Origin of the sequence: Collinsella sp. AF25-2LB, from assembly GCF_003458415.1 — a bacterium.
GTDB lineage: Bacteria > Actinomycetota > Coriobacteriia > Coriobacteriales > Coriobacteriaceae > Collinsella.
Genome location: NZ_QRUF01000009.1, coordinates 65,953 through 88,950 on the forward strand (window position 1 = coordinate 65,953; position 22,998 = coordinate 88,950).

Sequence of the window (22,998 nt, forward strand, 5' to 3'; positions counted from 1 at the left end):
GACGATGTCCGGATGAGAGGGTATTATCGAACAGATATTCGATAAGAACATGTGTTTGATGATAGGACACGGATGGCGCACGAGCAGCACACCTATATCTGCATCGACCTCAAGACATTTTATGCCAGCGTCGAGTGCGTCGACCGTGGGCTCGATCCGCTCACCACCAACCTAGTCGTTGCCGACGAATCGCGCGGGCGCACGACCATCTGCCTCGCCATCACGCAGGCCATGAAGGACTTAGGAATTCACAATCGCTGCCGCCTATTTGAGATTCCCGATGGCATCGACTACATCACGGCCGTACCGCGCATGCAGCACTACATGGAGGTGTCGGCGAAAATCTACGGTATCTATCTGGAATACGTCAGCCCCCAGGACGTGCACGTCTACTCCATCGATGAGTGCTTTATCGACGTGACGCCCTATCTGGACCTCTATCACACAGATGCGGAAGGGCTCGCCTGCACGCTGCGCGACGAGGTCTTGGCGCGCACCGGCATCACGGCGACGGTCGGCATCGGCCCCAACCTATTCCAGGCCAAGGTGGCGCTCGACGTCACCGCCAAGCACGTACCCAGTCGCATCGGCAAACTCGACGACGAGACCTTTCGCAAGGAGATCTGGCCCCATCGCCCCATCACCGACATCTGGGGCATCGGCCCCGGTGTGGCAGCCCGACTCGAAAAGTATGGCGTCTACGACCTGATGGGCGTCGCCGCACTCGACGAAAACCTGCTCTACGACGAGCTCGGCGTCAATGCCGAATATCTCATCGACCACGCCTTTGGGCGCGAGCCGACAACCATCGCCGATATCCAAGCCTATCGCCCGCAAGCGACCTCGACCACCACAGGACAGGTGCTCTCGAAGGGCTATGCCTACGAGCAAGCCTACACCGTCTTGCGCGAGATGGTCGACAGTGCCGTGTTGGACTTGGTCGATAAGCACGTGGTCTGCGACAGCATCTCGCTCTTTGTGGGCTACGCGAGCGAGCGCGCTGACATACGCCGCCTCGACGCCAGCGGTACAGCGCAATATGTGGACGGATGCGGCCACCTGCGCTCGAGCACATCGAGTATCGAACCCACCGCAACCGCCGGCCCCGAGCTCGCGCCCCGTGCTCCCAAGCCCGTCCAGTGCGATGACGAAAGGCGCCGCCTGGTACGCGAAGCGCAGGCAATCGATGGCATCTTTGTGGGAGAGCATGGCGGCAAACCGCGTGGCGGCTATGCCTCACTCTTTGCGCACTCCAACGCCTCGCGCAAGCTGCCCGAGCGCACCAATTCGTTTAAGAAGATCATGGGGTATTTCGATGACCTTTGGGCACAAACGGTCGACCCCAAGCGACCGGTCAAGCGTATCAATCTGGGATTTGGCAACCTCATGCCCGAGGAATTTGCCACCATCGATCTGTTCAGCGATATCGAGGCCGATGAGCGCGAGCGCGACCTGGCGCGCGCCGTCCTGGCCGTGAAAGGCAAGTACGGCAAAAACGCGCTCGTCAAGGGATTAAGCTTTACCGCCGGCGCCACCGCGCGCGAACGCAACGACCAAGTTGGAGGGCACCGTGCCTAAGTCCCAACAACAGCCGATGCGGCCACCGACACCTTTTGAACGCCTAGCAGACCCCGAGGGAAGACGTCGCTCCGCCGACCCAAAGCTCACTGCCAACGGTGCCGTGCGCGCCAACCGCGCCGCACAGTTTATGCCCTTTGCCGCCCTCACGGGATACTACGAACTCGTGCGCAAGCAGGAAATCACCGTCGAGCCAAAACGTGAGCTCACGGAAGAAAAAGCCCTCGTACTTTCTAAAAAGCTCGAGGGTCTCAAACGTGGCGACTTGGTTCGTGTCACCTATTACGATACGTGCGGCTATCGCTCCCGCACCGGCATCCTCGACGAGGTACTCCCTGCCTTCAAGCTCCTCAAGCTCAAAGACATCGCCATCGACTTCGACGACATCCAAGACATCGAACTGCGCGGACGAGCCTAGCCAAGGAAGCGCATCCAGGGCGGCGCTTACAGCGTCATGACGTAGTAGCCCGCGTCTTTCACGGCCGTCTCGAGGACACCACGATCAACCGGCTGTTTAGAGCGCACACGTGCCGTGTGATCCGCATACGTCACCGTTGCCCACACGCCATCCAGCGCATTCAGGGCATTAGCCACGTTCTGAGCGCAGCCGTCACAGCTCATGCCGCCGATGAGCAGCTCATCGCTATAGGGATAGTGCGATGCATCGGTATCCACCACAACAACCTTTTTGGTTTTCTTGCCGCTCGTACCATCGCTGCAACAACTCTTCCCGTGTGTCGAAGCGGCAATGCGACGCAGTCCAAAAAACATGCCGACGGCAATGACGGCCAGCACGATGAGATTCGCAGGATTGAGCAAGTCGCTCATGCGTTCCCCTTTCAAGTAGCCCTATCTAGATACCCCCATGGGGTGTCCCCATCTTAACCCAAAATCATGTCGGTTCTGTCAATTAGTTTCCCTATTCAAACTTTTTTGTTGACCAAGGCTTACTTTCGTATATAGGTTTTCCTAGGCTAACAAGTGAGTGCTCGAAAGGGGCAACGTGACTCGAACCATTGACATCCCAACATACCAAACGGCTGTCGTGCGCAACTGCTCCCCTACGCTCGCAGGTATCAAGCCGGCTTCGCTCTTTACCTATCCCGGCGTTTACGCCAACCAAAACGGAAAACCCGGCGTCGCTAAAATCGAAGAGCGACGCTCTCGTCTGCTCGCCGTCATAGCCCAATGCAACCGCGAGCTCCAGCCGCTCGGGATCCATATGAGCGTTTTGGTCTGGCGCCCCTGCGGAGCGCTCATCTATGTGTACCGCCCTGCGGACCTTATGCGATATCTCTCCGATCCCCGCGCCGCGACGGCGCTTGTCGCCGAAGGCTACGATGTCCACAACCTGCTCGCATCCCTGGTGCATCTCGCCGCGCGCATCACGCTGGCAAGCAGCAATGCCGCAGAAAGCGCCTATGACGGCAGTGTCTGCGCACTCGCGCGAAATAGGCACTGCGATACGGGGTGCATGTGCGAGTTCCCCCACGAAATTGGCTATTTTTTGGGCTATCCCTACGAAGATGTCCATCAGTTTATCGTCCAGCACGGCGAAAACTATAAGGTCTTTGGCGCCTGGAAGGTATACACAAACGTTGAGCAGGCGCTCACGACCTTCGATTCCTATCGCGCATGCACGCAATACCTTACCTACATCTATCAACAGGGCTGCACCCTGGGACAACTTGTCCAGGCAACCCGATAGAGCATACAAAACGCGGCCACACGCCGCACAACCGAAAGGAAAACATATGAGCAAGATCGCCGTCGTCTACTGGAGCGGCACGGGCAACACCGAGGCCATGGCAAACCTCGTCGCCGAAGGCGCCACGTCCGTGGGCGCCGAGACTGAGGTCATCCCCTGCGCCGACTTCTCTGCCGACAAGGCCGCCGAATATGATGCCTTCGCCTTCGGCTGCCCAGCCATGGGCTCCGAGGAACTCGAGTACGATGAGTTCCAGCCGATGTGGGATGAGGTCAAGGAGACTCTCGGCGACAAGAAGGTCGTCCTCTTTGGCTCCTATTCGTGGGCCGAGGGCGAGTGGATGGACAACTGGAAGGCCGACGCCGACGAGGCCGGCGTCAACGTCGTGGACTCCACCATCTGCTACGACGCGCCCGACGACGAGGGCGAGACCGCTTGCAAGGCCCTCGGAGCCGAGCTCGCGTAACGAACCCAGGGCCTCCAAGAGAGCCTGCATCAAAGCGCATCCCCATCCCTACAAAAGAGCGGGGCTGGATTCAAGTCCAGCCCCGCTCTTTTGTAACGGCAGTTACATCAACCGGCTACGAGATATTGCCCAAGAACGCCTTGGTGCGCTCGCTCTTGGGGTGGTCGAAGACCTCGCTCGGCGTACCCTCTTCCACAATGACGCCGCCGTCCATAAAGACGACGCGGTCGGCGACATCGCGGGCAAAGCCCATCTCGTGCGTCACGACGATCATGGTCATACCGTCGTGCGCCAGGTCGCGCATGACGCCCAGGACGTCGCGCACGAGCTCAGGGTCGAGCGCCGAGGTGGCCTCGTCAAAGAGCATGACGTGCGGGTTCATCGACAGGGCGCGGGCGATGGCAACGCGCTGCTGCTGGCCGCCCGAGAGCTGGCTCGGCATAAAGTCGATACGCTCGGCAAGACCGACCTTGGTCAGCTCCTCGACGGCAATCTTCTCGGCCTCTTCCTTGCTGCGCTTGAGCACCTTCTGCTGCGCGAGCATGACGTTCTTTTTGACTGAGAGGTGCGGGAACAAATTGAACTGCTGGAACACCATACCCAGATGCGTGCGCACCTTGTTAAGGTCGACGCCCTTGGCGCACACGTCCACACCCTCGACGATAATCGAGCCGCTCGTGGGATGCTCCAGACGATTGATGCAGCGAAGCATCGTCGACTTGCCCGAGCCCGAGGGGCCCAAGACCACAACGACCTCACCCTTGTGCACATCCAGATCGATATCGCGCAGGACCACGTTGTCGCCAAAGGCCTTCTGGAGGTTCTTGATGCTGACGACGACCTCGTTCGAGTTATTGGTTTCGCTCATGATAGGACCTCCTTACAGACCGGCGATGTGATCGGCGGGCGTCGCGACAACCTGTCCGGCGCTCTTGGCGGGACGCTTCTTCTTGGTCTCGGCCGTGCCCAAAAGCCTCGCCTCAAGACCACTCACCAAGCGAGCGAGCGGCAGGGTGATGACCAGATAGAACAGGGCGGCAACCACGTACGGTGTAATGGAGCCCGTCGTGGCCACGATGGTACGGGCGTTCATGACGATCTCGACCACACCCACGGCGGCAAGCAGCGACGTATCCTTGTAAAGCAAGATAAACTCGCTGGTCAGCGTAGGCAAAACATTGCGGAACGTCTGCGGAATCATGACATAGAGCAGCGTCTGGAACGCGTTCATGCCCAGCGAACGCGCAGCCTCGTTTTGGCCCTTGGGGATCGATTGAATACCGGCACGGAAGATCTCGCATAGGTACGCAGACGAGTTCATGGCCATGACGATAACGCCCAAGACATAGTCGTCCACCTTGACGCCGGCCAACGGCAGACCGAAGAACGCGATATAGATCTGCAGGAACGCCGGCGTACCGCGGATGATATTCACATAGATGCCGGCAAGGCAACGCAGGATGCGCGACTTGGAGATGCGCATGAGCGACAAGGCAAAGCCAAAGGGAATTGCCAGCGGAAACGCCACAAGCACGATCGAAAGCGACATAAGGAAGCCCTTGAAGACGATCGGCAGGCTCTGGACCAAAATGACCGGGTTTAAGAACAGGCGCAGGAACATATTGGAGTTCCAAGCCTCGACCCACGGCTGCTCCTTAAGATCGGCCAAGAAGTTATCGAAGGCCGTCACGCCCTTGATCTCCACCGACGGAATCTTGGAGATCTTCTTGGTCGACCCGTCAGCGAGCGTACAGGTGCCGCTAAAGGCCTCATCGCCGCCCTCGACGGGGAAGCTCACGCCGTAAACCTCGACACGGAAAAAGCCGCCGGCAGGCGCCGTCTCGCCAAAATCAATCTTGAGCGTCTGGCCGTCAGCCTTGCACGTGGGCTTCATGGGCGTACGATCCATGAGGTTCTCGCCCGAGAGCATCGTCAATCGCGTGTCATCGGTACCAAACGTCGTGCCGTCGACAAACGTCAGCGAAAGACCGCTCAGCTCCTCATCGGCATCGGCCTGGACCTCCCAGGTAATGCGCGTCTCGGTACCGCCGACCACAGCGCTGCCCGAACCGGTGTTGGGTCGAGCGGTAATCTTTGCGGTCTCAAGCGCCTGGGCGGTCGTGGGCGCATATGTCCCCACACACACCAGCGCGAGCGCCACGGCCATGACGCAGACTAGCTTTTGGAGCAAGGCGGGCAGTGGAAAACGCTGCTCCGCAGCCCCTTTGTTCAGTCGAGACAAGGTGGCTCCTATCGTAGAAGTTGTCGGCAAAACGAGACGGAAATGCTCTCCGTCAAGAGAAGCGCAAAGGCCCTCTCCGCCAAAGCGGAAAGGGCCCGCGAGCAATCAAGTAGCTATTTTACTTGATGTTGTACTTAGCCATGAGGGCGTCAACGGTACCGTCATCGGTCAGGTCCTTGATGGCCTGGTTGATGTCGTCCTTGAGCTTGGTGTTGCCCTGGTTGATGGCGATGGCGTACTCCTCGCCGGTGCTGATCTGCTTGATGGTCTGGCAGGTGTTGAACTGCTCGGCGGTCAGCTGGCTGGCAACGGAGCGGTTGGTGACTACGGCGTCGCCCTTATCGGACTGCAGGGCGCTGAAGCACTCGGTGGCGTCCTTGTAGGGGACAATCTTGGCCTTGGGGAAGTTCTCCTGGGCAAAGGACTCGGCGGTCGAGCCAGACTGGACGATGATGGTAGCATCGGCGTTGTTGAGCTTCTCGCTGTAGTTGTCGGCCGTGATGTCGGTGTTATCGACCTTGGTCACGATAGCCTGATCGTCCATGTAGTAGGAATCAGAGAAAGTGACTTCCTTCTCACGCTCGGGCGTGTCGGTGATAGCCGCAATGGAAACGTCATACTTGGCGCCCGAAGCGACACCCGGAACCAGCGTGTCAAAGTCATTGTTGACATACTCGACATCCAGGCCCAGCTTGTCGCCGATGGCCTTGATGAGCTCAAGGTCAAAGCCCTGATAATCGCCGTTGTCATCCTTGTACTCAAACGGAGCGTACTCGGCAGAGGTGCCGACGGTGAGCGTACCATCCTTGACGAGCGCGTACTCCTTGGAGCCGTCGACCTTCTCGACCTTAGCGTCGTCAGAGCTGCTGGAACCGGCATCAGAACCAGAGGTGGCGTTGGACGAGCCGCAGCCCGTCAGTGCGAGGGCGAGCGCCATGGCACCCGTGGCGGCAAATGCGCCAAGCTTCTTGAGCTTCATAATCAGTCTCCTTCCGGTGACCTCGTTTGATTCAGAGGTCTGCAAAAACTGAGGGTTATTATGCACCCGCTTGGAAGAATCTGCAATTAGAAAACTAATTGAAACAAACCCATAACGTGAATGTAGCACTCCAGTTTATGGCAGCCTTTACTGCTGCAATGACCTTAACAGTTTGATTTCAGCCGCATAACCTGCAAGTTCGTTCGGAGTCTCCAAAATAAACGGCAGCGAACGCAAACGGCCATTCGATACAATATTCTGTATAACCTGCATACCGCCACCAAATTCCTCGCTGCCAAGGTATCCCTTGCCGATGCACTCGTGACGATCTTTATGGGCGCCACAAGGGTTCTTCGAATCGTTGATGTGTACGGCATGCAAGCGATCGATACCCACCACGCGGTCGAACTCGTCGAGTACGCCGTCCAGATCATGGATGATGTCGTAGCCGGCATCGCTCACATGGCAGGTGTCCAAACAAACGCCCAGCTTATCGGACAGCTCTGGGCACTTGGCGGCAACGCCCTCGATAATGCACGCCAGTTCTTCAAAGCTACGGCCCACCTCGGTGCCCTTGCCCGCCATGGTCTCGAGCAATACCGTCGTCTGCTGTCCCTCAAACATCACCTGGCACAGCGTGTCGACAATCATCTGAATGCCGGCGTCTGCCCCCTGTCCCACATGCGCACCGGGGTGAAAATTGTAGTAGTTGCCGGGCAGTGCTTCCAGACGCTGCAAATCTTCCGCCATAGCCTCCAAGGCAAACTCTCGCGCCCGCTCCTTAGCGGAGCAGGGGTTATAGGTATACGGGGCATGCGCCACCAGCGGTCCAAAGTCGTTTTGCGCCATAAGCTCGCGCAGAGCCGCCACGTCATCCATGTCAAGGTCTTTTGCCTTGCCACCGCGCGGGTTGCGCGTAAAGAACGCAAAGGTATTGGCACCAATGGACAACGCCGTCTCCCCCATTGCCCGATAGCCCTTCGTCGTCGAAAGATGACATCCGATTGTCAGCATCTCCAGCTCCCCCTCATCAGTTGCAGTGAAATACGGTCTATTGGTGCCCTATTTTGGCGCAAACAGACCGTATTCCACCGCAAGTTATAAAAGGGGCATCAGAGATGTGGGCCGCCAGGCACCACGGGCGCCGGCGTCATGATCCCCTACGTGTCAGCGCCAAGTCCTAGAGGGCTAGACGAATCGCATCGATGATGTGTGCACAGCGCTGCGTGGCGGCAAGGGGCATGACGGGGCTCTCGAGTTTCCCCGCCCGGATGAGCTGGGTCGCATGCTGGATTTCGCCGTAGAAATCATCGATCTCAAACGGGGCATTTATTTCGAGCGTTCGACCGTCGGAATACTTCACATGGGCGAGCTCGGGGCGATGGAGACGCTCGATTTCCAACGAGCCTCGCTCACAGACAATCGTTAAGCGGCTTTCATATGTTGCTTTGCCGTCGCACACCATATGAATGGGTATACCGCCGACGCTCATACGGATCTCGTCGGCCCAATCGACGCGGCCGCCTGATACGTCACGCCAGCGAACTTCACGGGATGAAACCTCGCACGCGCCCGCGAGCAAATCCTCAAACCAACCGACCGCATAGCAGCCCATGTCATATAGACAGCCGCCCTGCAACGAATCAAGCAGATAGCCCGAAGGAGGCTCGCCGTAATCGAGCTTTTGCACGCTTTCAATCGAGACAATACGGCCAAGCTCACCCGACGCAAGCAAGTCCTTCACGCGAGTGCGCATCGGGCAAAACCGATTCTTCATCGCCTCCATAAACAGCACGCCGCGCTCACGAGAGGTGGAGGCAATCGAGAGAGCCTCTTCCTCACTCAAAACGGCCGGCTTTTCGCACAGCACGGCCTTTCCCGCGCGCAGTGCCCGACAGACCCAATGCGCATGCATGCCATGTGGAAGAGCCAAGTAGATTGCGTCGACATCGGGGTCGGCAATCAGCGCATCATAAGCCACATCGCCGCTATCGTCAGCCGTGGCATAACTGTGCGCGGCATCAATCGAAAACGCCCTGCAAAACTCCTCAACATGCGAAGGAGTGCGGCCGGCGGCAGCCACAAGCCGTGCCCCGTCCACCTCCTTGAGCGACGATGCAAATCGATGCGAAATGTGTCCAGCGCCCAAAACGCCCCAACAAACCTCACGCAAATCATCACATGAATCCCGATGACCCACGACAGCCCCCTTCAGTTGCGGTGAAATAGTTCCTGTTTGGCCCTTATTCTGCCGCAAACAGGAACTATTCCACCGCAAGTTATAAAAGGGTCATGAGGAGCGCGCTATGCGGAAGGCTTTAAGCGCGGCCGTTACGGGGCCAGGTTGGAAACGTCGGCGCACATCGTCGAGACGCTCGGGAATATCGATGTGTTGCGGGCAGTGACGCGCGCATTTGCCGCATTTAACGCAGTTGCTCACCAACTTGGGCTCGCTCGTCCGCACCGCGCTCGCCGTAAAATACTGCGATAGACCCGTAAACCAGCTGTGCGCATAGCTTGCATTGTAGGCGGCAAAACACCCAGGGATATTGATGCCTTTGGGACACGGCATGCAGTAGCCGCATCCCGTACAAGGCACGCGATTCGATTTTTCAAATTCCGTCAGCACGCGCGCAATGGTATCGAGCTGAGCGCCCGTCATCGAATCCGGCAGGGCTCGGTCGGCCAGCGCCGCGTTCTCATCCACTTGCGCGGTATCGGTCATGCCCGAAAGCAGCATCGTGACCTGAGGATGGTTCCACACCCACGAAAGCCCCCAGGCGGCAGGAGTGCGCAGGCGCGGGTCATAGGCGCCATCGAGCACGGCGCGGGCCCGCGGCGGCAGCTTGCCCGCCAAACGCCCGCCCAACAGCGGCTCCATCACAAACACCGCGAGGCCTCGCTCGGCGGCGGCCATGAGCCCCGCTGTTCCCGCCTGATATCGCTCTCCAGCGTAATTGTACTGGATCTGGCAAAAGTCCCACTCATATGCATCGAGCATCGTCAGGAAATCCGCCGCGCTGCCGTGGTACGAAAAACCAATCTGGCGAATGCGCCCCGCCGCCTTTTGACGCGCGATCCAGTCCTCGATGCCCAACGCCACCACACGTTCCCACTGGGCGGGCGAGGTAATGTTGTGCATGAGGTAATAGTCGATATGGTCGGTCCGCAAACGGTGCAGCTGCTCGTCAAAAAAGCGGTCGAAATCCTCCGCACATTTGCACGAAGCGTGCGGCAACTTTGTCGCCAGCAACACCCGGTCACGCAGCTCCAGGCGCCCAAGCGAGGCGCCCACGCACGCCTCGTTACCGGGATAGAGATAGGCGGTGTCCAGATAATTAATCCCCTGCTCCACCGCACGGGAAATGATGGCATCGGCCGTCTTCGCATCGGGGTGCCCCGGCGCACCGGGAAATCTCATGCAGCCCAGACCCAGAGAGGATATTCGGTTACCACTTTTGGGGTCAACGCGGTATTGCACAGACCCTCCCTTCGCCATCAGCGCCCCGGCAAGGCGAAACACAATGGTCACGCAGCCGAAACATCGTGGAATCGCAATCGAGAATGTATCGTAACGTAGCAGAAATCGAGCCGTCACGACACCGCTTTAACATCAGCAAAAAGCCCGATGAAAGGAGGCGACCGTGACCACACGTGAGGACGCCCACCCCTGCCCCGGCGAGCAGTACATCCTCTCGGTCGACCGCTATCAGATCGAGGTCATGGACCATCTGGACGAGCTTCCCGCCACAGGCGCCGTCATCTTCTGCACCTTCCCCAAGGTGCGCGATGGCGTTGGATATCCCGCACGCGTTTTCGCGGTCTGCCCCGCAGCGTAAGCTCCACGCGTCCATTCATTTAAAAATCGCCACCCTGCATGCACAAGGTGCGCTGGCGGCATACAATCCATCAGGCGCCCCTTACGCGGGCGCCTTTTATATGGGGAGATAATTCACATGCAGATCAACAAGGTCACCTTTATCGGCAAGGGCGGCGTCGGGCTACTCTACGGCAGTATGATCGCCCAGGCACTCGGCAACGACGCCGTCGAATACGTTATGGATGACGCCCGTTTTGAGCGTCACGCGGACGATGCGCTCACCGTCAATGGCAAGCCCTGTGCGCTCAAGTCCGTCCGCGCCAGCGAGGCAACGCCCGCCGATCTGGTCATTCTCACGGTCAAGACGACTGGACTCAACCAAGCACTCAAGACTATGGAGCGCGTCGTGGGACCCAATACGCTCATCGCCTCGCTGTGTAACGGCATTACGAGCGAGCAGAAGATTGCCGAGCGCTTTGGCTGGGAGCATACCGTTCTTGGTATTTGCCAGGGCATGGACGCCGTGTTCCTCAACGGAGAGCTCACCTTTACCAATGCGGGCGAAATCCGCTTTGGCGCGGCGGCCGGCACCGAGCTCGCAACCGTCACCGCCATCGACGAGCTCTACACGCGCTGCGGCATCGCCCATACCGTCGAGAGCGACGTTGCGCACCGCATGTGGGCCAAACTCATGCTCAACGACGGCATCAACCAGACGTGCATGGCCTACGGCGGGACCTACGGAAGCGCCACGGAGCCGGGCTCCGAGCAGCGTCGCTGCCTTGTTTCTGCCATGCGCGAAACGCTTGCGGTCGCCAACGCCGAGGGCATTGAGCTGACCGAGGCAGACCTGACGCAGATGGTGCACCTCATCGAGGGAATCGACCCCACCGGTATGCCCTCGATGGCGCAGGACCGCATCGCGCAACGAAAAACCGAAGTCGAGGAGTTCGCGGGCACCATTTGCCGCCTGGCCGTCAAACACGATATCCAAGTGCCGCAAAACGATTGGCTCTATCAGCGCATCCGCGATATCGAGAAAAGCTGGTAGCGCCCGGCTCACCACGTCAACAGGCTCAACAGCAAAGCCGCCACAAGGAGCACTCCCCTTACGGCGGCTTTCATCTTCATCTATAACCAGTAGTCGATGTCCCGACGGTTAGAGCTGCGACTCCGACGCCTGGTCCTCATCATCGCGACAAAGGACTACACCCGCACTTCCCAGCAGTGCGGCCGCGACCAACGCACTGACCACGATAGAGGCAGCCCCACAAGACCCCTGCATGCCCGCAACGAGCGCGGCCGTAGGACCAAGGCAGCCAAGCACCAATGCGACGGCGGCAATGGCAACATCTCGAGCGTTCACAAGACCACTTCCTCCACGAGAAAGACCTTATTCCTCATGAACTAGTGTGCCCCGCGCCCATATGCGCGGCGTACTGCCACGGTAAGCGCTCTGTTAACTCAAACGCATACATAGAACGGGCGTCCTTACGTTGCCCTAAAGCTCGGTAAAGACGCCCATCCGCCAAATATCCGTGATGCAGAAAAATTACCAGCCAGTGTAGTAGTCGGTGGTTCCGGCAGCACAGCCGGAGTCATAGACCTTGCACTCGCCCTTGGAACCGGTAAACGTGGAGCCTTGGGCCTTATCGCCCGCGGCAACGACGTAGTAGCCATCGGAATCGCGCCAAAAGCCCTCGGAATCCTGCGTCCATTCGCCCGTGCGGTGGTGATACAACACGTTGCTGCTGTAATAAGTCTCGCGGCGGCCGTTATAGTTATTGACGCCGCTCGAGCGCGTCAGACCCGAGCCGTTCGCGTAATACGCAGCAGACGTGTAAGACGAGCCAGAGCCGGCGTTGTAATACGAAGCCTGAACGGCCTCAGCGGACTCGGCTTCGGCCGCGGCAGCCTCGAGCGCCTCGCGCTTGGCATCCTCAAGCGTGGAGCGAAGCTCGTCGAGCTCGGTCGACTTGGCGTCGACCTCATCCATCGTCAAAAGACTGCCCGCACCGTCGATGCAACCCTGCAACACAGCACGCTCGTCATCGGTAGCATAGTCGCCATACATATTCATAATGATCTGAGCGCGCATCTCCAGGGAATCGCGCTTTGCCCCCATCGAGGCGTTCCACTCCTGCATAGAGCCATAACCGTCGCCGCGGTAGTCGACGGGCTGCACCAGCGTCGCCTCGGACGGCGTAGATCCGACCGTATCGGATAGTGTTGCCGCGTGGGCATCAGTTGCGCCGGCGCCCATCAAAAGTGCCACGGTCAGAGCGGCGGAAAGGGCGGCGGCTTTCGGTTTTCGTGAATCGATCCTCATGTAGCTGGAAACCTCCGTAGTGCGTTTTTGCTGCGTTTAAGCTGCGTGTGATTCGATCGCGCTGCATGGTACCCCGAGCAAATCGCGACCTGCGGTTTTTCTCAAAAGGTGCACGTCATTTGCGTAAAACTCACATCCGCTCAACAGGAGTTTTCCACAACTCGAATGCATAAAGCGTGTCAAAAACCCTGTTTTTGCACCCTCTCTATGCAAAAAAGGCGCCTGTGCAACCATTGTTCGCACAGGCGCCTTGAGCAGGCATTTTATGCAGTTATACCTATCGAGTCGCAAGGGGTCCTTGCACAAGTCGCCTTACTCGTCCAGCGCGGCGAAGGCCTGCTTCAGATCCCAAATGATATCCTCGGCGTTCTCGGTACCGATGGAAAGACGGATCGTGGAGGGCGTGATGTTCTGCTCGGCGAGTTCCTCGGCAGAGAGCTGGGAGTGCGTAGTCGTAGCCGGGTGCACGACGAGCGACTTGACGTCGGCCACGTTGGCGAGCAGCGAGAACACCTGCAGATGATCGATGAACTTCCAGGCGGCCTCCTGGCCACCCTTAATCTCAAAGGTAAAGATCGAGGCACCGCCGTTGGGGAAGTACTTCTGATAGAGCTCGTGATCGGGGTGCTCAGACAGGCTCGGGTGGTTCACCTTGGCGACATGGCTGTCACCAGCCAGGAACTCAACGACCTTCTTGGTGTTCTCGACATGACGGTCAACGCGCAGCGACAGAGTCTCGGTGCCCTGGAGCAGGATCCAGGCGTTGAACGGGCTGATGCAGGCGCCCTCGTCACGCAGCAAGATAGCGCGGACATAGGTTGCGAAGGCGGCGGGACCGGCAGCCTCGGCAAACGAGACGCCATGGTAGGAGGGGTTGGGCTCGGCGATCTGCGCATACTTGCCGCTCGCCTTCCAATCGAAGTTACCGCCGTCGACGATCACACCGCCCAGCGAGGTGCCGTGGCCGCCGATGAACTTGGTTGCGGAGTGAACGACGATGTTGGCACCATGCTCCAGCGGACGGAACAGATACGGGGTGCCGAAGGTGTTGTCGACGACAACCGGCAGACCGTGCTTCTTGGCGATCTCGGAGATGGCGTCGATGTTGGGGATGTCGGAGTTGGGGTTGCCGAGCGTCTCGAGATAGATGACCGTGGTGTTGTCCCTGATGGCACCCTCAACCTCTTCCAGGTTATGGGCATCGACAAACGTGGTCTCGACGCCAAACTGGGAGAGCGTATGCTCCAGCAGGTTGTAGGAACCGCCGTAGATGGTCTTCTGGGCGACCACGTGGTCACCGGCCTGGGCGAGAGCCTGCAGGGTATAGGTGATGGCAGCGGCACCGGAGGCGACGGCAAGACCTGCCACGCCACCCTCGAGTGCGGCGATACGGTCCTCGAAGACGCCCTGGGTGGAGTTGGTCAGACGGCCGTAGATGTTGCCGGCGTCGGCAAGACCAAAGCGGTCGGCGGCGTGCTGGGAATTGCGGAACACATAGCTCGTGGTCTGGTAGATAGGCACGGCGCGGGAGTCGGATGCGGGATCGGCGCTCTCCTGGCCAACGTGAAGCTGCAGGGTATCGAAACCAAAGGTGTGCTCGGGGTTGTTGATGAACTGGCTCATGATGATCTCCTTGATCGAACAAAAGTAAATAAAAAGAGAGAAGTAAGTCGCTGTCTCCTGATCACGCCGACGGGCGCAAACAGGAGCCCGGCATTCGTCTTGGTAAGCAATTCATATGCGGGCCTCCTTTCGCATCCCGGTTCCGTGGTTGGCTTAATTACCTACCGCCTTTGTGCGTTTTGAATAGTACGAGCATTGTTTCGCTCGGTCAATCACTTAAAAGCGCTAACCTGTTATCGGTTTTTTAGATAGCTATCGAAAGGACGGGCGCCGATGACCCTCCAGCAGCTTCGCTTTCTTATCGCCGTGGCAGAATCCGGCTCAATTAACGCCGCAGCTCAGCGCCTCTATACCGCTCAGTCCAACATCTCAAACGCCGTCAAAAGCCTGGAACAGGAACTCAATCTGGAGATCTTTACGCGCTCCAGCCGCGGCGTCACGCTCACCAACGACGGCACCGAGCTTTTGGGTTATGCACGCCAGGTCGTAGAGCAGGCCGACATGCTCGAGGCCCGCTACGAGGACGGCGGTACCCCGCAAGCCCGCCTCGCCATTTCCGCCCAGCACTACGCCTTTTCGGTCGAGGCCTTTGTCAACGTAGTCGAGCGCTGCCGCGACAGCAAGTTCGAGTTCATCATGCGCGAGACCACCACATCGCAGATCATCGATGACGTCCGCGCATTTCGCAGCGACATCGGCATCCTGTATCTGGACGACTTTAACGCCCGCGTTCTGCAGAAGGCTTTTGCCGATGCGCGCGCGAGCTTCCATCCCCTATTCAACGCGACGGTCCACGTCTTCGTTAGCGAGCGCCACCCGCTTGCCCGCCGCCCGCAGCTGTCCCTTGCCGACCTCACACCATATACGCGCTACAGCTTTGAGCAGGGAACCTCAAACTCCTTCTATTACGCCGAGGAACCTTTTAGCTATATCCCTTGCGACCGCAACATACGAATCTCGGACCGCGGAACACTTACTAACTTACTTATCACGTCGAACGGCTACACCCTGTCGACCGGTGTCCTCTCCAATGAAATGCAATGGGGTATGGCATCGATCCCGTTAGCAGACGCCCCAACGATGCACGTAGGCTATATCATGCACGACGAGCGCAAGCCCTCTCCCCTCTTGCAGCAATACCTCGACGAGCTCAACCGCATCATCCATGCCAACTAACTGTCGGAAGACGGGGTAGAAATCGTAGATTGCTAGCCCCCGACGGGCATGGCGCTACAATGGTCACTCACACGAAACGTACCCAACGAAAGGAAGCCCGTGAAGGTCATCATCTATACCGACGGCTCGGCCCGATCAAATCCGGGACGCGGCGGCTACGGCGCCGTGCTCAAATACACCAACCCCGCCGGCAAGACCTTCACCTCCGAGCTTTCGCGCGGCTACGCCAAGACCACCAACAACCGCATGGAGCTCATGGCGGTCATCGTGGCGCTCGAGGCACTCAACCGCCCCTGCGAGGTCGAGGTCCATTCCGATTCGCAGTACGTCGTCAACGCCTTTAACAAGCACTGGATCGACGGCTGGAAAAAGCGCGGATGGAAAACCGCCAACAAGCAGCCCGTCAAGAACCGCGACCTGTGGGAGCGCCTACTCACCGCCAAAAGCAAGCACAAGGTTGAGTTCATCTGGGTTAAGGGTCACGCCGGCCACGAGCTCAACGAGCGCTGCGATGAGCTCGCCACCACGGCGGCCGACGGCAGCAACCTCGATATCGATACCGGCTTTAACGAGAGCGACCTGTAACGGCGTTTTCGCACGCTATTTCCTGCCCCCTCGCGCTACACTCATCCTGTAAACCGAACGGCACGAGGGGGATACATGCTGCGTATAGCGACCATCGGCACATCCATGATTACCGACGACTTTATCCAGGTCGTCAACGCCAACGACCAAGCCGCGTTTGTGGGCACGCTCTCGCGCGATGCCGAGCGCGGCGCCGCCTTTACCGCCGAACACGGCGGCGAGCGTAACTTCACCGCACTTGACGAGCTTGCGTCCGCCGACGACGTCGACGCCGTCTACATCGGCAGCCCCAATGCGCTCCACTACGAGCAGGCCCTTGCCTGCATCGCCGGTGGCAAGCACGTCATCGTCGAGAAACCCTTCTGCGCCACCGAAGCGCAGGCGCTGGAAGTCTTCCGCGCTGCCGAGGCAGCAGGTGTTGTGGCCCTCGAGGCCATGCGTCCCCTCCACGATCCCGCCTTCCACGCCATCGAGGACGCCCTGGGCGAGATCGCCCCCATCCGCCGCGCCTCATTGCGCTTTGGCAAGTATTCCTCGCGCTACAACGAGATTCTCGCGGGACGCGCCACCAATATCTTCGACTGCAATATGGCATCGGGTTCCCTCATGGACATTGGCGTCTATACCGTCGAGCCCATGGTCGAGATCTTTGGCATGCCCTCCGGCCTTACGAGCATGACCACTCTGCTCGATCCCACCACGCGACAGCTCACGCACGGCCCCATCGATGGCTGCGGTTCCATCCTCGCCAGCTACGGCGGTGGCCGTATCTCCGTCGAGCTCGCGCACTCCAAAATTACGAACGACCTGTTGCCCTCGCAGATCGAAGGCGAGCGTGGCACTATCCAGATCGACCATCTGTCCACGCCCCGCAACGTCCGCATCGACTATCGCGGCGACGTCGTACGCGGCTCGGCGACCGAGGCACCGCGCGAACAGGGAGACAACGGCCGCGTGCTCGACCTGCCCAAATCGAGCAACACTATGGAATACGAACTCACAGACTTTATCACCGCCATCGGCGGCATCGATAACGTTAAGGAAGAGATTTGGGAGACCCCGGCGGGACGCCACGAGCTTGGCCACTACCGCGATGTCACACTCGTCTCACTGCGCATCATGGATGCCGTGCGCCAGCAGGCCGGCATAACCTTCCCAGCCGACGCAGGCAAGCAGGCATAGCTATGGGTCTCTTCGATACGTTCTTCTCCAGCGTCACCGGCGGCAGTCGAGAGCCTCAAAAACCATCAAACGTCGAGCTCGAGCTGCGCCGCAGGCTTACTGTGCTCGCAAGCGACGAGGCCACTCAAGACACTCCCCTGCGCTATTTCCTGCGCTGGGCGGGGCAAGTCCAGGGCGTTGGCTTTCGCTTTACCAACACCAACCTCGCGCAGGCACGCGCGCTCACCGGCTGGGTGCGTAACATGGAAGACGGCTCAGTCGAGATGGAGATACAGGGGGGTCCGGCAAATATCCTATCTTATCTCGAAGCGCTTCATGCCTCCTACGAGCGTATGGGAACGCGTTTTCGCCTCGTAGACGCCCAGGCCCGAGCCCCACTTGCCAATGAAGACGGTTTCACGCCTCGTTATTAGTATTGTGTGCTAAATACGGTATCATTTACCTACGACCGTTGACAGAAAAGAGGCGAGGCGCATGGCGGTGCAAAGAAGGAATACCAGGCAGCGAAAGCTGGTTCTTGACGCCGTGCGCCAAAGCTATAACCATCCCACCGCCGACGAAATCTACAACGTCGTGCGCGCGCAGGATGACAAAATCAGCCGCGGCACGGTCTACCGCAACCTCAATCTCTTGGCCGACGCCGGCGAGATTCTCTCCATCAAGACGCCGGGCGGCAGCCGCTTCGATCGCACGATCGAGCCGCATGCGCATATCATCTGCACCTCGTGCAGCCGCGTCATCGACGTACCGCTCCCCTTCGATGCCCAACTCGACGCCAAGGCATCCGAGCAAATCGGCTGGCACGTCACGTCGCACTACACCATCTTCGAGGGTCTCTGCCCCGACTGCCGGTAGATGTTCGGGACATGCCTTAAAATCCACCTTTCTGCACTCTGCAGCAAAAAGAGATTCCTAGGCATGCCACATATATCTACTCGGCGAGCAGGCGGCGCAGTTCTTCTTCGACCGTGCGCACGTAGCGGACGCGGTCGTTGATGCCACGCATAGAGGGATTGCAGCTCTCCATTAGATAAGGATGGCCCACGACGTTGAGCATGTCGCGGTCGTTTTCGTTATCGCCAAACGCCATCATCTCGTCGGGCGAAATTCCCAGGGCACGACCGTAATCGGCAAGCGCGGAACCCTTGCCCGAACCAAAGCCGATAAAGTCCGTCCACTCGGTTCCCGACGTCATCACGTCGACACGGTCGCTAAAGAGGCGCTCAAAATACTCCAGGGCCGCCGGCTGATCCACCTCGGGCGTCTGGAAGGCAATCTTAATGACGTCCTCGTCGATGTCCTCAGGACGGTCGACCACCGCCACATCGCAGTGGACCTCATAGCGCAAATGGTCGACGAACGCATCGTTGCCGCTCATGGTGTAGAGGTGTCCCTCACACGAAAGGGTCACGTCGGCATGGGGATACGCAACCACGGCATTCGCGATATCCATAGCAAGGCTACGCTCCATGGAACGCTTGACAACGGCACGCCCCTCGTTCATCACTAGGGCTCCGTTTTCGCATACATAGGCGAGCTCATCGGCCACCGGGGCAAACAGGTAGCGCAAGCTCGCATATTGACGACCGCTCGCCGGCATAAACACGATGCCGCGACGATGCAGTTCATCGATGAGCTCAAAGGCCTCGGAACGCGGCTCGTGCTCCCCCGGATGCAGCAACGTGCCGTCCAAATCGCATGCAATCAGCTTGATTCCCTCAAGACCCATATGCTTCCCCAAAGCCTCCTATCAACAGCAAGACGGACCTTGATTGGTCGCCCCTCAAAGCCCGCCTTGCGTATACACGCGCTTAGCCGCGCGTCTTTTTTACGATGGTAAAGTCGGGAGCCATGCTCACGACGGCATCCGCCGCACTCGACGCAAAGCGCCGGTCCGCATCGAGTTCACGGGTAACCACCGAGAGCCGAACGCCCTCGACGCCCCGGAGCATGCGGCCCAAAACAGGCTGCACCGGCGTATACATGCGCACGGTATACTCGTCCGAATCGCCTCGGAAAAGCGGCGCGTGCATATTGCCGATCTCCCAGCACGCATGCGCGAGCGCAATCGGGTCCATGCGGTCAACTTCGACCAAATAAACCTCGGCACTGCGCAGGCGCACGACAACCGCCACGGGCACCATGCCCGAACGGTCGATGGCGAGCACGTCGCCGTCGGTAAAACGACCGCCGTCGGCAGCATCCAGCCGAACATCGACCGTGCGCCCCAGCTCCGTCACGCCCACAAGCGCGCATACATCAGCCTGGTCCCAATCGAGCAGCAGCTCGTCAACTTCAAAGACGCCGCCCAACTTCCGGCGAAGCAGGAGTTCATAGGACGGATCGTTGAGATTTCCCAAGCATGTCGTCGAAACCAAGCGTTCAGGCATACTCTAACCCTCGACCTCGACGAGCTCGATATCAAAGTTGAGGTCCTTGCCGGCCAGCTCGTGGTTGGCGTCGAGCGTCACGGCCTCGGGCGTTACGTCTATGACCACGGCGGGGACGGGCATGCCGCTCGGCGTGGACAGGAAAAGCTTCATGCCCTTCTCGATCTGCTCGATGTTGGGAACCTGTTCGGCCGGGAAGGTAATAACCATCTCGGGGTTGTGCTCGCCGTAGGCATCGGCAGCAGGAATGTGCACGGTCTTCTTCTCGCCCACCTGCATGTCGACAACAGCGGCGTCGAAGCCCTTGATCATCTGACCGGCGCCGCAGGTGAACTCCAGCGGCTCGCCGCGATCGTAGGAGCTATCGAACTGCGTGCCGTCGTCGAGCGTGCCGCGATAATGAGTCTTGACCTTCTTGCCCTGGTTGGACATGGTAACCTCCGTGATAAGGGCGGCGCACAACGCGGGCCGCCGTGAACATATGGCGCTAACTATACCCTAGTCATACAATTCAAAGACAGTTTGCAAAGAAACGCTGCAACCGGAGGAACCATGGCATATCCCGTATTTGACCTACACTGCGACACCGCCGACCGCATCGGCTGGGCCACGCTCGATCTCGACCTGCGCTTTACCGCCGGCACCGACGGTTATTTCCCCGGCGACGAAACGCATCCGCAAGATTTCGACCTCATCGAGGGCAACGCCTGCGCCATCTCGCTCGCAAAGATCGGCAACACGCCGTGGGCACAGTGCTTCGCCACGTTTGTCCCCGATGAGATTCCCACCGCCCACGCCGCGCGCTTCCAGGCGCAGATCATGGCGCATATGAGCGGCCAGGCAATGCTCAACCACGACCGCATGGTCAACGTACGCAGCGCGGCAGACATTCGCCCCGCGCTCAAAGACGGCAAGGTCGCCTGCATCCACACCATCGAAAACGCCACGTTCTTTGCCGAGGACCCTGCGCTGATCGAGGTGCTCAAGAGCTTGGGCGTACTCATGTCATCGCTCAGCTGGAATGCGCAGGGACCGCTCGCGAGCGGACACGATACCCACGCCGGCCTCACCGCCGCCGGCATCGAGGCACTTACGCAGATGGAACACGCCGGCATGGTGCTTGACGTCTCCCACCTCAACGATGAGTGCTTTGACGAGGTTGTCGCCCACGCCACACGTCCCTTCGTCGCCAGCCACTCCAACTCCCGTGCGGTTTGCGGCGTCAAACGCAACCTTACCGACGACCAGTTCCGCACCATTCGCGACATGGGCGGTATCGTCGGCCTCAACTACTGCAGCGAGTTCCTTTCCAACGACGCAACCGACAAGACCGCCGCAGACGTCACCTTCGACCAGCTAGCGGCACATATCGAGCACTGGCTCGACCTGGGCGGCGAGGACGTCATCGCGCTCGGCGGCGACTGGGACGGTGCCACGGTGCCCGCCTTCCTCTCCGATGCCAGCAAGATGCCCGAGTTCCAGAACATGCTCTCCAAGCACTTTGGCAAGACCGTGATGCAGAAGCTCTGCAGCGACAACGCGCTTGCCTTCTTTGAGCGTTATTAATTTCACATCCCTTGAGCGGGCCGGCATGCCGAACGGGCGACATGCCGGCCCGTCCCCAATCTGAAGGACCGCTTTTGACGCAGCAGTTTACGATTTCCGCATCCCGACCGGATGGGACGCCCATCCCCGTCGTCGTTACCAAAAAGCGCGTCAAGAACTTCAACCTACGCGTCACATCGAGCGGTGAGGTCCACGCCAGTGCGCCGCTCGGCGCCAGCCGCGAGCGTATCGAAGCGTTTGTGAAGCGCAACAGCGCCTGGATTATCAGCCGACTTGCCCAGCGCGAGCAACGTCAGGCGACGGCGCGAGAGCCGCTCAGTCCCTCGTCCATCATTGCGCTTTGGGGCAAACCCATCACCGTTCAGGATGCACTCGACCACAACTTTGAGCCACCCGCACCGCGGCCCAAGCAGGCTACCTTCGCAAGTTTTATGGGTACCGACGAGCCAAGTGGGTGCACGCAGGCAAAGCAGCGCACAGCCCTCGACGGCCTAACGCCCAAAGAACTCCAGATCCACATCGACCAGCTCTATACGTCCGAAGTCACATCGGCGCTGCGCGATATGGTGCACGCATACGAAATCGCAATGGGTGTCGCCGTTTCCCGCGTTTCCGTACGCAGCATGAAAACGCGTTGGGGCTCATGCACTCCCAAATCCGGCGCCGTTCGCATCGCACGAGAACTTGCCGCCTACCCCGTCGAATGCCTCGACATGGTTGTCGCCCACGAGCTCGTCCACTTGCTCGAGCCAAGCCACAATCAGCGGTTTCACGCGCTGCTCGACACGTACTGCCCCAACAACAGGGCTCTGTCGCAGCGGCTAAAAAAACCGCCCGCCAACGAGCTCTAGAGTCGGTTAGCGCACGCGCTCGATCTCGACGCCACAGCTTGCCAAGGGTAGGCCAACAGGCGCCCACGGCTTATCGAGCTTGATGCGCACACCAAGCAGCGAGGGATAACGACGCAGCAGCATCTGGGCCGTACCTTCAGCTGCCGCCTCGATGAGCTTAAACGTATGCTCGCGCAGATAGCCATCGACATCGTGGCACACCGAGCCGTAGTCAATCGAGGCCTCCAGGTTATCGTGCTCCCCCGCTGCACGCAGGTCGGCATAGAGCACCAAGGACACGATGAACTTCTGGCCCAGCGCGTTCTCTTCGGGATATACGCCGTGGTTAGCAAAAACCTCAAGACCTTCAACGGTGATGCGGTCGGCATGGCGCAGATCGTCATAGCTCACGTGGGGCACCGCCGTTGCAGTGGATATTTCGCCCCTTCCACGGCGGGCGAGCTCGGCGCCTTCAGTCTTGGTTGCATTCTCGGGCAGTTTCTTATTGCTCATCGCGATCGTCT

Annotated in this window: 27 protein-coding genes; 13 read left to right on the top strand and 14 right to left on the bottom strand. The window is 59.2% G+C overall.

All coding sequences use genetic code 11. From position 1 onward, the window contains the following. Window positions 1–72: 72 nt before the first annotated feature. Both DWY51_RS05685 and DWY51_RS05690 read left to right on the top strand, forming a co-directional pair. Entirely contained in the window at window positions 73–1,578 is a 1,506-nt protein-coding gene (locus tag DWY51_RS05685) for a DNA repair protein (protein ID WP_117770149.1), read from the top strand. Further along, window positions 1,571–1,996, top strand: coding sequence for a hypothetical protein (locus tag DWY51_RS05690; RefSeq protein ID WP_233504635.1), 426 nt, complete (start codon window positions 1,571–1,573; stop codon window positions 1,994–1,996). Before DWY51_RS05685 ends, DWY51_RS05690 begins: the two co-directional genes overlap by 8 nt. A 26-nt stretch (window positions 1,997–2,022) precedes the next feature. Here the strand turns inward: DWY51_RS05690 and DWY51_RS05695 are convergent, their stop codons facing one another. Further along, window positions 2,023–2,406, bottom strand: a complete 384-nt coding sequence (locus tag DWY51_RS05695) for a heavy-metal-associated domain-containing protein (RefSeq protein WP_117770151.1) — start codon at window positions 2,404–2,406, stop codon at window positions 2,023–2,025. Window positions 2,407–2,581: 175 nt separating this feature from the next. On the opposite strand from DWY51_RS05695, the gene DWY51_RS05700 reads away from it, so the two are divergent. After that, entirely contained in the window at window positions 2,582–3,286 is a 705-nt protein-coding gene (locus DWY51_RS05700) for a DUF3793 family protein (protein ID WP_158556916.1), read from the top strand. 46 nt (window positions 3,287–3,332) lie between these two features. Then, the gene (locus DWY51_RS05705; RefSeq protein WP_117770153.1) at window positions 3,333–3,752 is read left to right on the top strand and encodes a flavodoxin; all 420 of its coding nucleotides are present in this window, start codon (window positions 3,333–3,335) and stop codon (window positions 3,750–3,752) included. A 115-nt stretch (window positions 3,753–3,867) separates the two neighbouring features. On the opposite strand, the gene DWY51_RS05710 is transcribed toward DWY51_RS05705, so the two are convergent. From DWY51_RS05710 to DWY51_RS05735, 6 genes are all read right to left on the bottom strand, one after another. After that, entirely contained in the window at window positions 3,868–4,620 is a 753-nt protein-coding gene (locus DWY51_RS05710) for an amino acid ABC transporter ATP-binding protein (protein ID WP_117770154.1), read from the bottom strand. A 12-nt stretch (window positions 4,621–4,632) separates the two neighbouring features. Further along, on the bottom strand, window positions 4,633–5,994 hold the full coding sequence (locus DWY51_RS05715) for an amino acid ABC transporter permease (protein ID WP_233504636.1): 1,362 nt from the start codon (window positions 5,992–5,994) through the stop codon (window positions 4,633–4,635). 118 nt (window positions 5,995–6,112) lie between these two features. After that, window positions 6,113–6,973: an ABC transporter substrate-binding protein gene (locus DWY51_RS05720; protein WP_035138867.1), complete on the bottom strand. Its 861-nt coding sequence runs from the start codon at window positions 6,971–6,973 to the stop codon at window positions 6,113–6,115. A gap of 147 nt (window positions 6,974–7,120) precedes the next feature. Then, complete coding sequence (locus DWY51_RS05725; protein WP_117770155.1) at window positions 7,121–7,987, bottom strand: deoxyribonuclease IV; 867 nt, start codon at window positions 7,985–7,987, stop codon at window positions 7,121–7,123. Between the two features lie 166 nt (window positions 7,988–8,153). Continuing rightward, the gene (locus tag DWY51_RS05730) at window positions 8,154–9,173 is read right to left on the bottom strand and encodes a Gfo/Idh/MocA family protein (protein ID WP_233504637.1); all 1,020 of its coding nucleotides are present in this window, start codon (window positions 9,171–9,173) and stop codon (window positions 8,154–8,156) included. A 90-nt stretch (window positions 9,174–9,263) separates the two neighbouring features. Further along, complete coding sequence (locus DWY51_RS05735) at window positions 9,264–10,454, bottom strand: aldo/keto reductase (protein WP_117770157.1); 1,191 nt, start codon at window positions 10,452–10,454, stop codon at window positions 9,264–9,266. A 163-nt stretch (window positions 10,455–10,617) separates the two neighbouring features. Here DWY51_RS05735 and DWY51_RS05740 point away from each other — a divergent pair, with 163 nt between their 5' ends. Next, the gene (locus tag DWY51_RS05740) at window positions 10,618–10,812 is read left to right on the top strand and encodes a hypothetical protein (RefSeq protein ID WP_117770158.1); all 195 of its coding nucleotides are present in this window, start codon (window positions 10,618–10,620) and stop codon (window positions 10,810–10,812) included. 117 nt (window positions 10,813–10,929) lie between these two features. Further along, entirely contained in the window at window positions 10,930–11,844 is a 915-nt protein-coding gene (locus tag DWY51_RS05745) for a ketopantoate reductase family protein (protein ID WP_233504638.1), read from the top strand. A gap of 108 nt (window positions 11,845–11,952) precedes the next feature. Here the strand turns inward: DWY51_RS05745 and DWY51_RS05750 are convergent, their stop codons facing one another. The 3 genes from DWY51_RS05750 to DWY51_RS05760 all read right to left on the bottom strand — a co-directional run bounded on the left by DWY51_RS05750 (window position 11,953) and on the right by DWY51_RS05760 (window position 14,745). Further along, window positions 11,953–12,159: a hypothetical protein gene (locus DWY51_RS05750; protein WP_117770160.1), complete on the bottom strand. Its 207-nt coding sequence runs from the start codon at window positions 12,157–12,159 to the stop codon at window positions 11,953–11,955. Between the two features lie 186 nt (window positions 12,160–12,345). Continuing rightward, window positions 12,346–13,122, bottom strand: coding sequence for a hypothetical protein (locus DWY51_RS05755; RefSeq protein WP_147333361.1), 777 nt, complete (start codon window positions 13,120–13,122; stop codon window positions 12,346–12,348). 312 nt (window positions 13,123–13,434) lie between these two features. Beyond that, window positions 13,435–14,745: an O-acetylhomoserine aminocarboxypropyltransferase/cysteine synthase family protein gene (locus DWY51_RS05760; RefSeq protein WP_117770162.1), complete on the bottom strand. Its 1,311-nt coding sequence runs from the start codon at window positions 14,743–14,745 to the stop codon at window positions 13,435–13,437. A 273-nt stretch (window positions 14,746–15,018) separates the two neighbouring features. Between DWY51_RS05760 and DWY51_RS05765 the strand changes: the two genes are divergently transcribed. The 5 genes from DWY51_RS05765 (at window position 15,019) to DWY51_RS05785 (ending at window position 18,543) form a co-directional block, all read left to right on the top strand. Then, complete coding sequence (locus tag DWY51_RS05765; RefSeq protein ID WP_117770163.1) at window positions 15,019–15,921, top strand: LysR family transcriptional regulator; 903 nt, start codon at window positions 15,019–15,021, stop codon at window positions 15,919–15,921. A 48-nt stretch (window positions 15,922–15,969) separates the two neighbouring features. Next, window positions 15,970–16,506, top strand: coding sequence for a ribonuclease HI (rnhA, locus tag DWY51_RS05770; RefSeq protein WP_117637459.1), 537 nt, complete (start codon window positions 15,970–15,972; stop codon window positions 16,504–16,506). Between the two features lie 75 nt (window positions 16,507–16,581). Continuing rightward, window positions 16,582–17,688: a Gfo/Idh/MocA family protein gene (locus tag DWY51_RS05775; protein WP_117770164.1), complete on the top strand. Its 1,107-nt coding sequence runs from the start codon at window positions 16,582–16,584 to the stop codon at window positions 17,686–17,688. Window positions 17,689–17,690: 2 nt separating this feature from the next. Beyond that, window positions 17,691–18,101: an acylphosphatase gene (locus DWY51_RS05780; RefSeq protein ID WP_117770165.1), complete on the top strand. Its 411-nt coding sequence runs from the start codon at window positions 17,691–17,693 to the stop codon at window positions 18,099–18,101. Window positions 18,102–18,162: 61 nt separating this feature from the next. After that, complete coding sequence (locus DWY51_RS05785; protein WP_172677978.1) at window positions 18,163–18,543, top strand: Fur family transcriptional regulator; 381 nt, start codon at window positions 18,163–18,165, stop codon at window positions 18,541–18,543. A 76-nt stretch (window positions 18,544–18,619) separates the two neighbouring features. Here the strand turns inward: DWY51_RS05785 and DWY51_RS05790 are convergent, their stop codons facing one another. From DWY51_RS05790 to DWY51_RS05800, 3 genes are all read right to left on the bottom strand, one after another. Further along, entirely contained in the window at window positions 18,620–19,417 is a 798-nt protein-coding gene (locus DWY51_RS05790; RefSeq protein WP_117770166.1) for an HAD-IIB family hydrolase, read from the bottom strand. A gap of 82 nt (window positions 19,418–19,499) precedes the next feature. Then, window positions 19,500–20,078 carry an urease accessory protein UreE gene (locus tag DWY51_RS05795; RefSeq protein ID WP_117770167.1) on the bottom strand — a complete coding sequence of 193 codons (579 nt, stop codon included), beginning with the start codon at window positions 20,076–20,078 and terminating at the stop codon, window positions 19,500–19,502. 3 nt (window positions 20,079–20,081) lie between these two features. Beyond that, entirely contained in the window at window positions 20,082–20,510 is a 429-nt protein-coding gene (locus DWY51_RS05800) for a peptidylprolyl isomerase (RefSeq protein WP_055286916.1), read from the bottom strand. Window positions 20,511–20,630: 120 nt separating this feature from the next. On the opposite strand from DWY51_RS05800, the gene DWY51_RS05805 reads away from it, so the two are divergent. Continuing rightward, a complete protein-coding gene (locus DWY51_RS05805; RefSeq protein WP_117640822.1) occupies window positions 20,631–21,644 on the top strand; it encodes a dipeptidase in 1,014 nt (337 codons plus the stop codon). A 74-nt stretch (window positions 21,645–21,718) separates the two neighbouring features. Further along, window positions 21,719–22,495: a M48 family metallopeptidase gene (locus DWY51_RS05810; protein ID WP_158556917.1), complete on the top strand. Its 777-nt coding sequence runs from the start codon at window positions 21,719–21,721 to the stop codon at window positions 22,493–22,495. Window positions 22,496–22,501: 6 nt separating this feature from the next. Here DWY51_RS05810 and folB read toward each other — a convergent pair whose 3' ends face one another. Continuing rightward, window positions 22,502–22,987: a dihydroneopterin aldolase gene (folB, locus tag DWY51_RS05815; protein ID WP_117770169.1), complete on the bottom strand. Its 486-nt coding sequence runs from the start codon at window positions 22,985–22,987 to the stop codon at window positions 22,502–22,504. Between the last annotated feature and the right edge of the window lie 11 nt (window positions 22,988–22,998).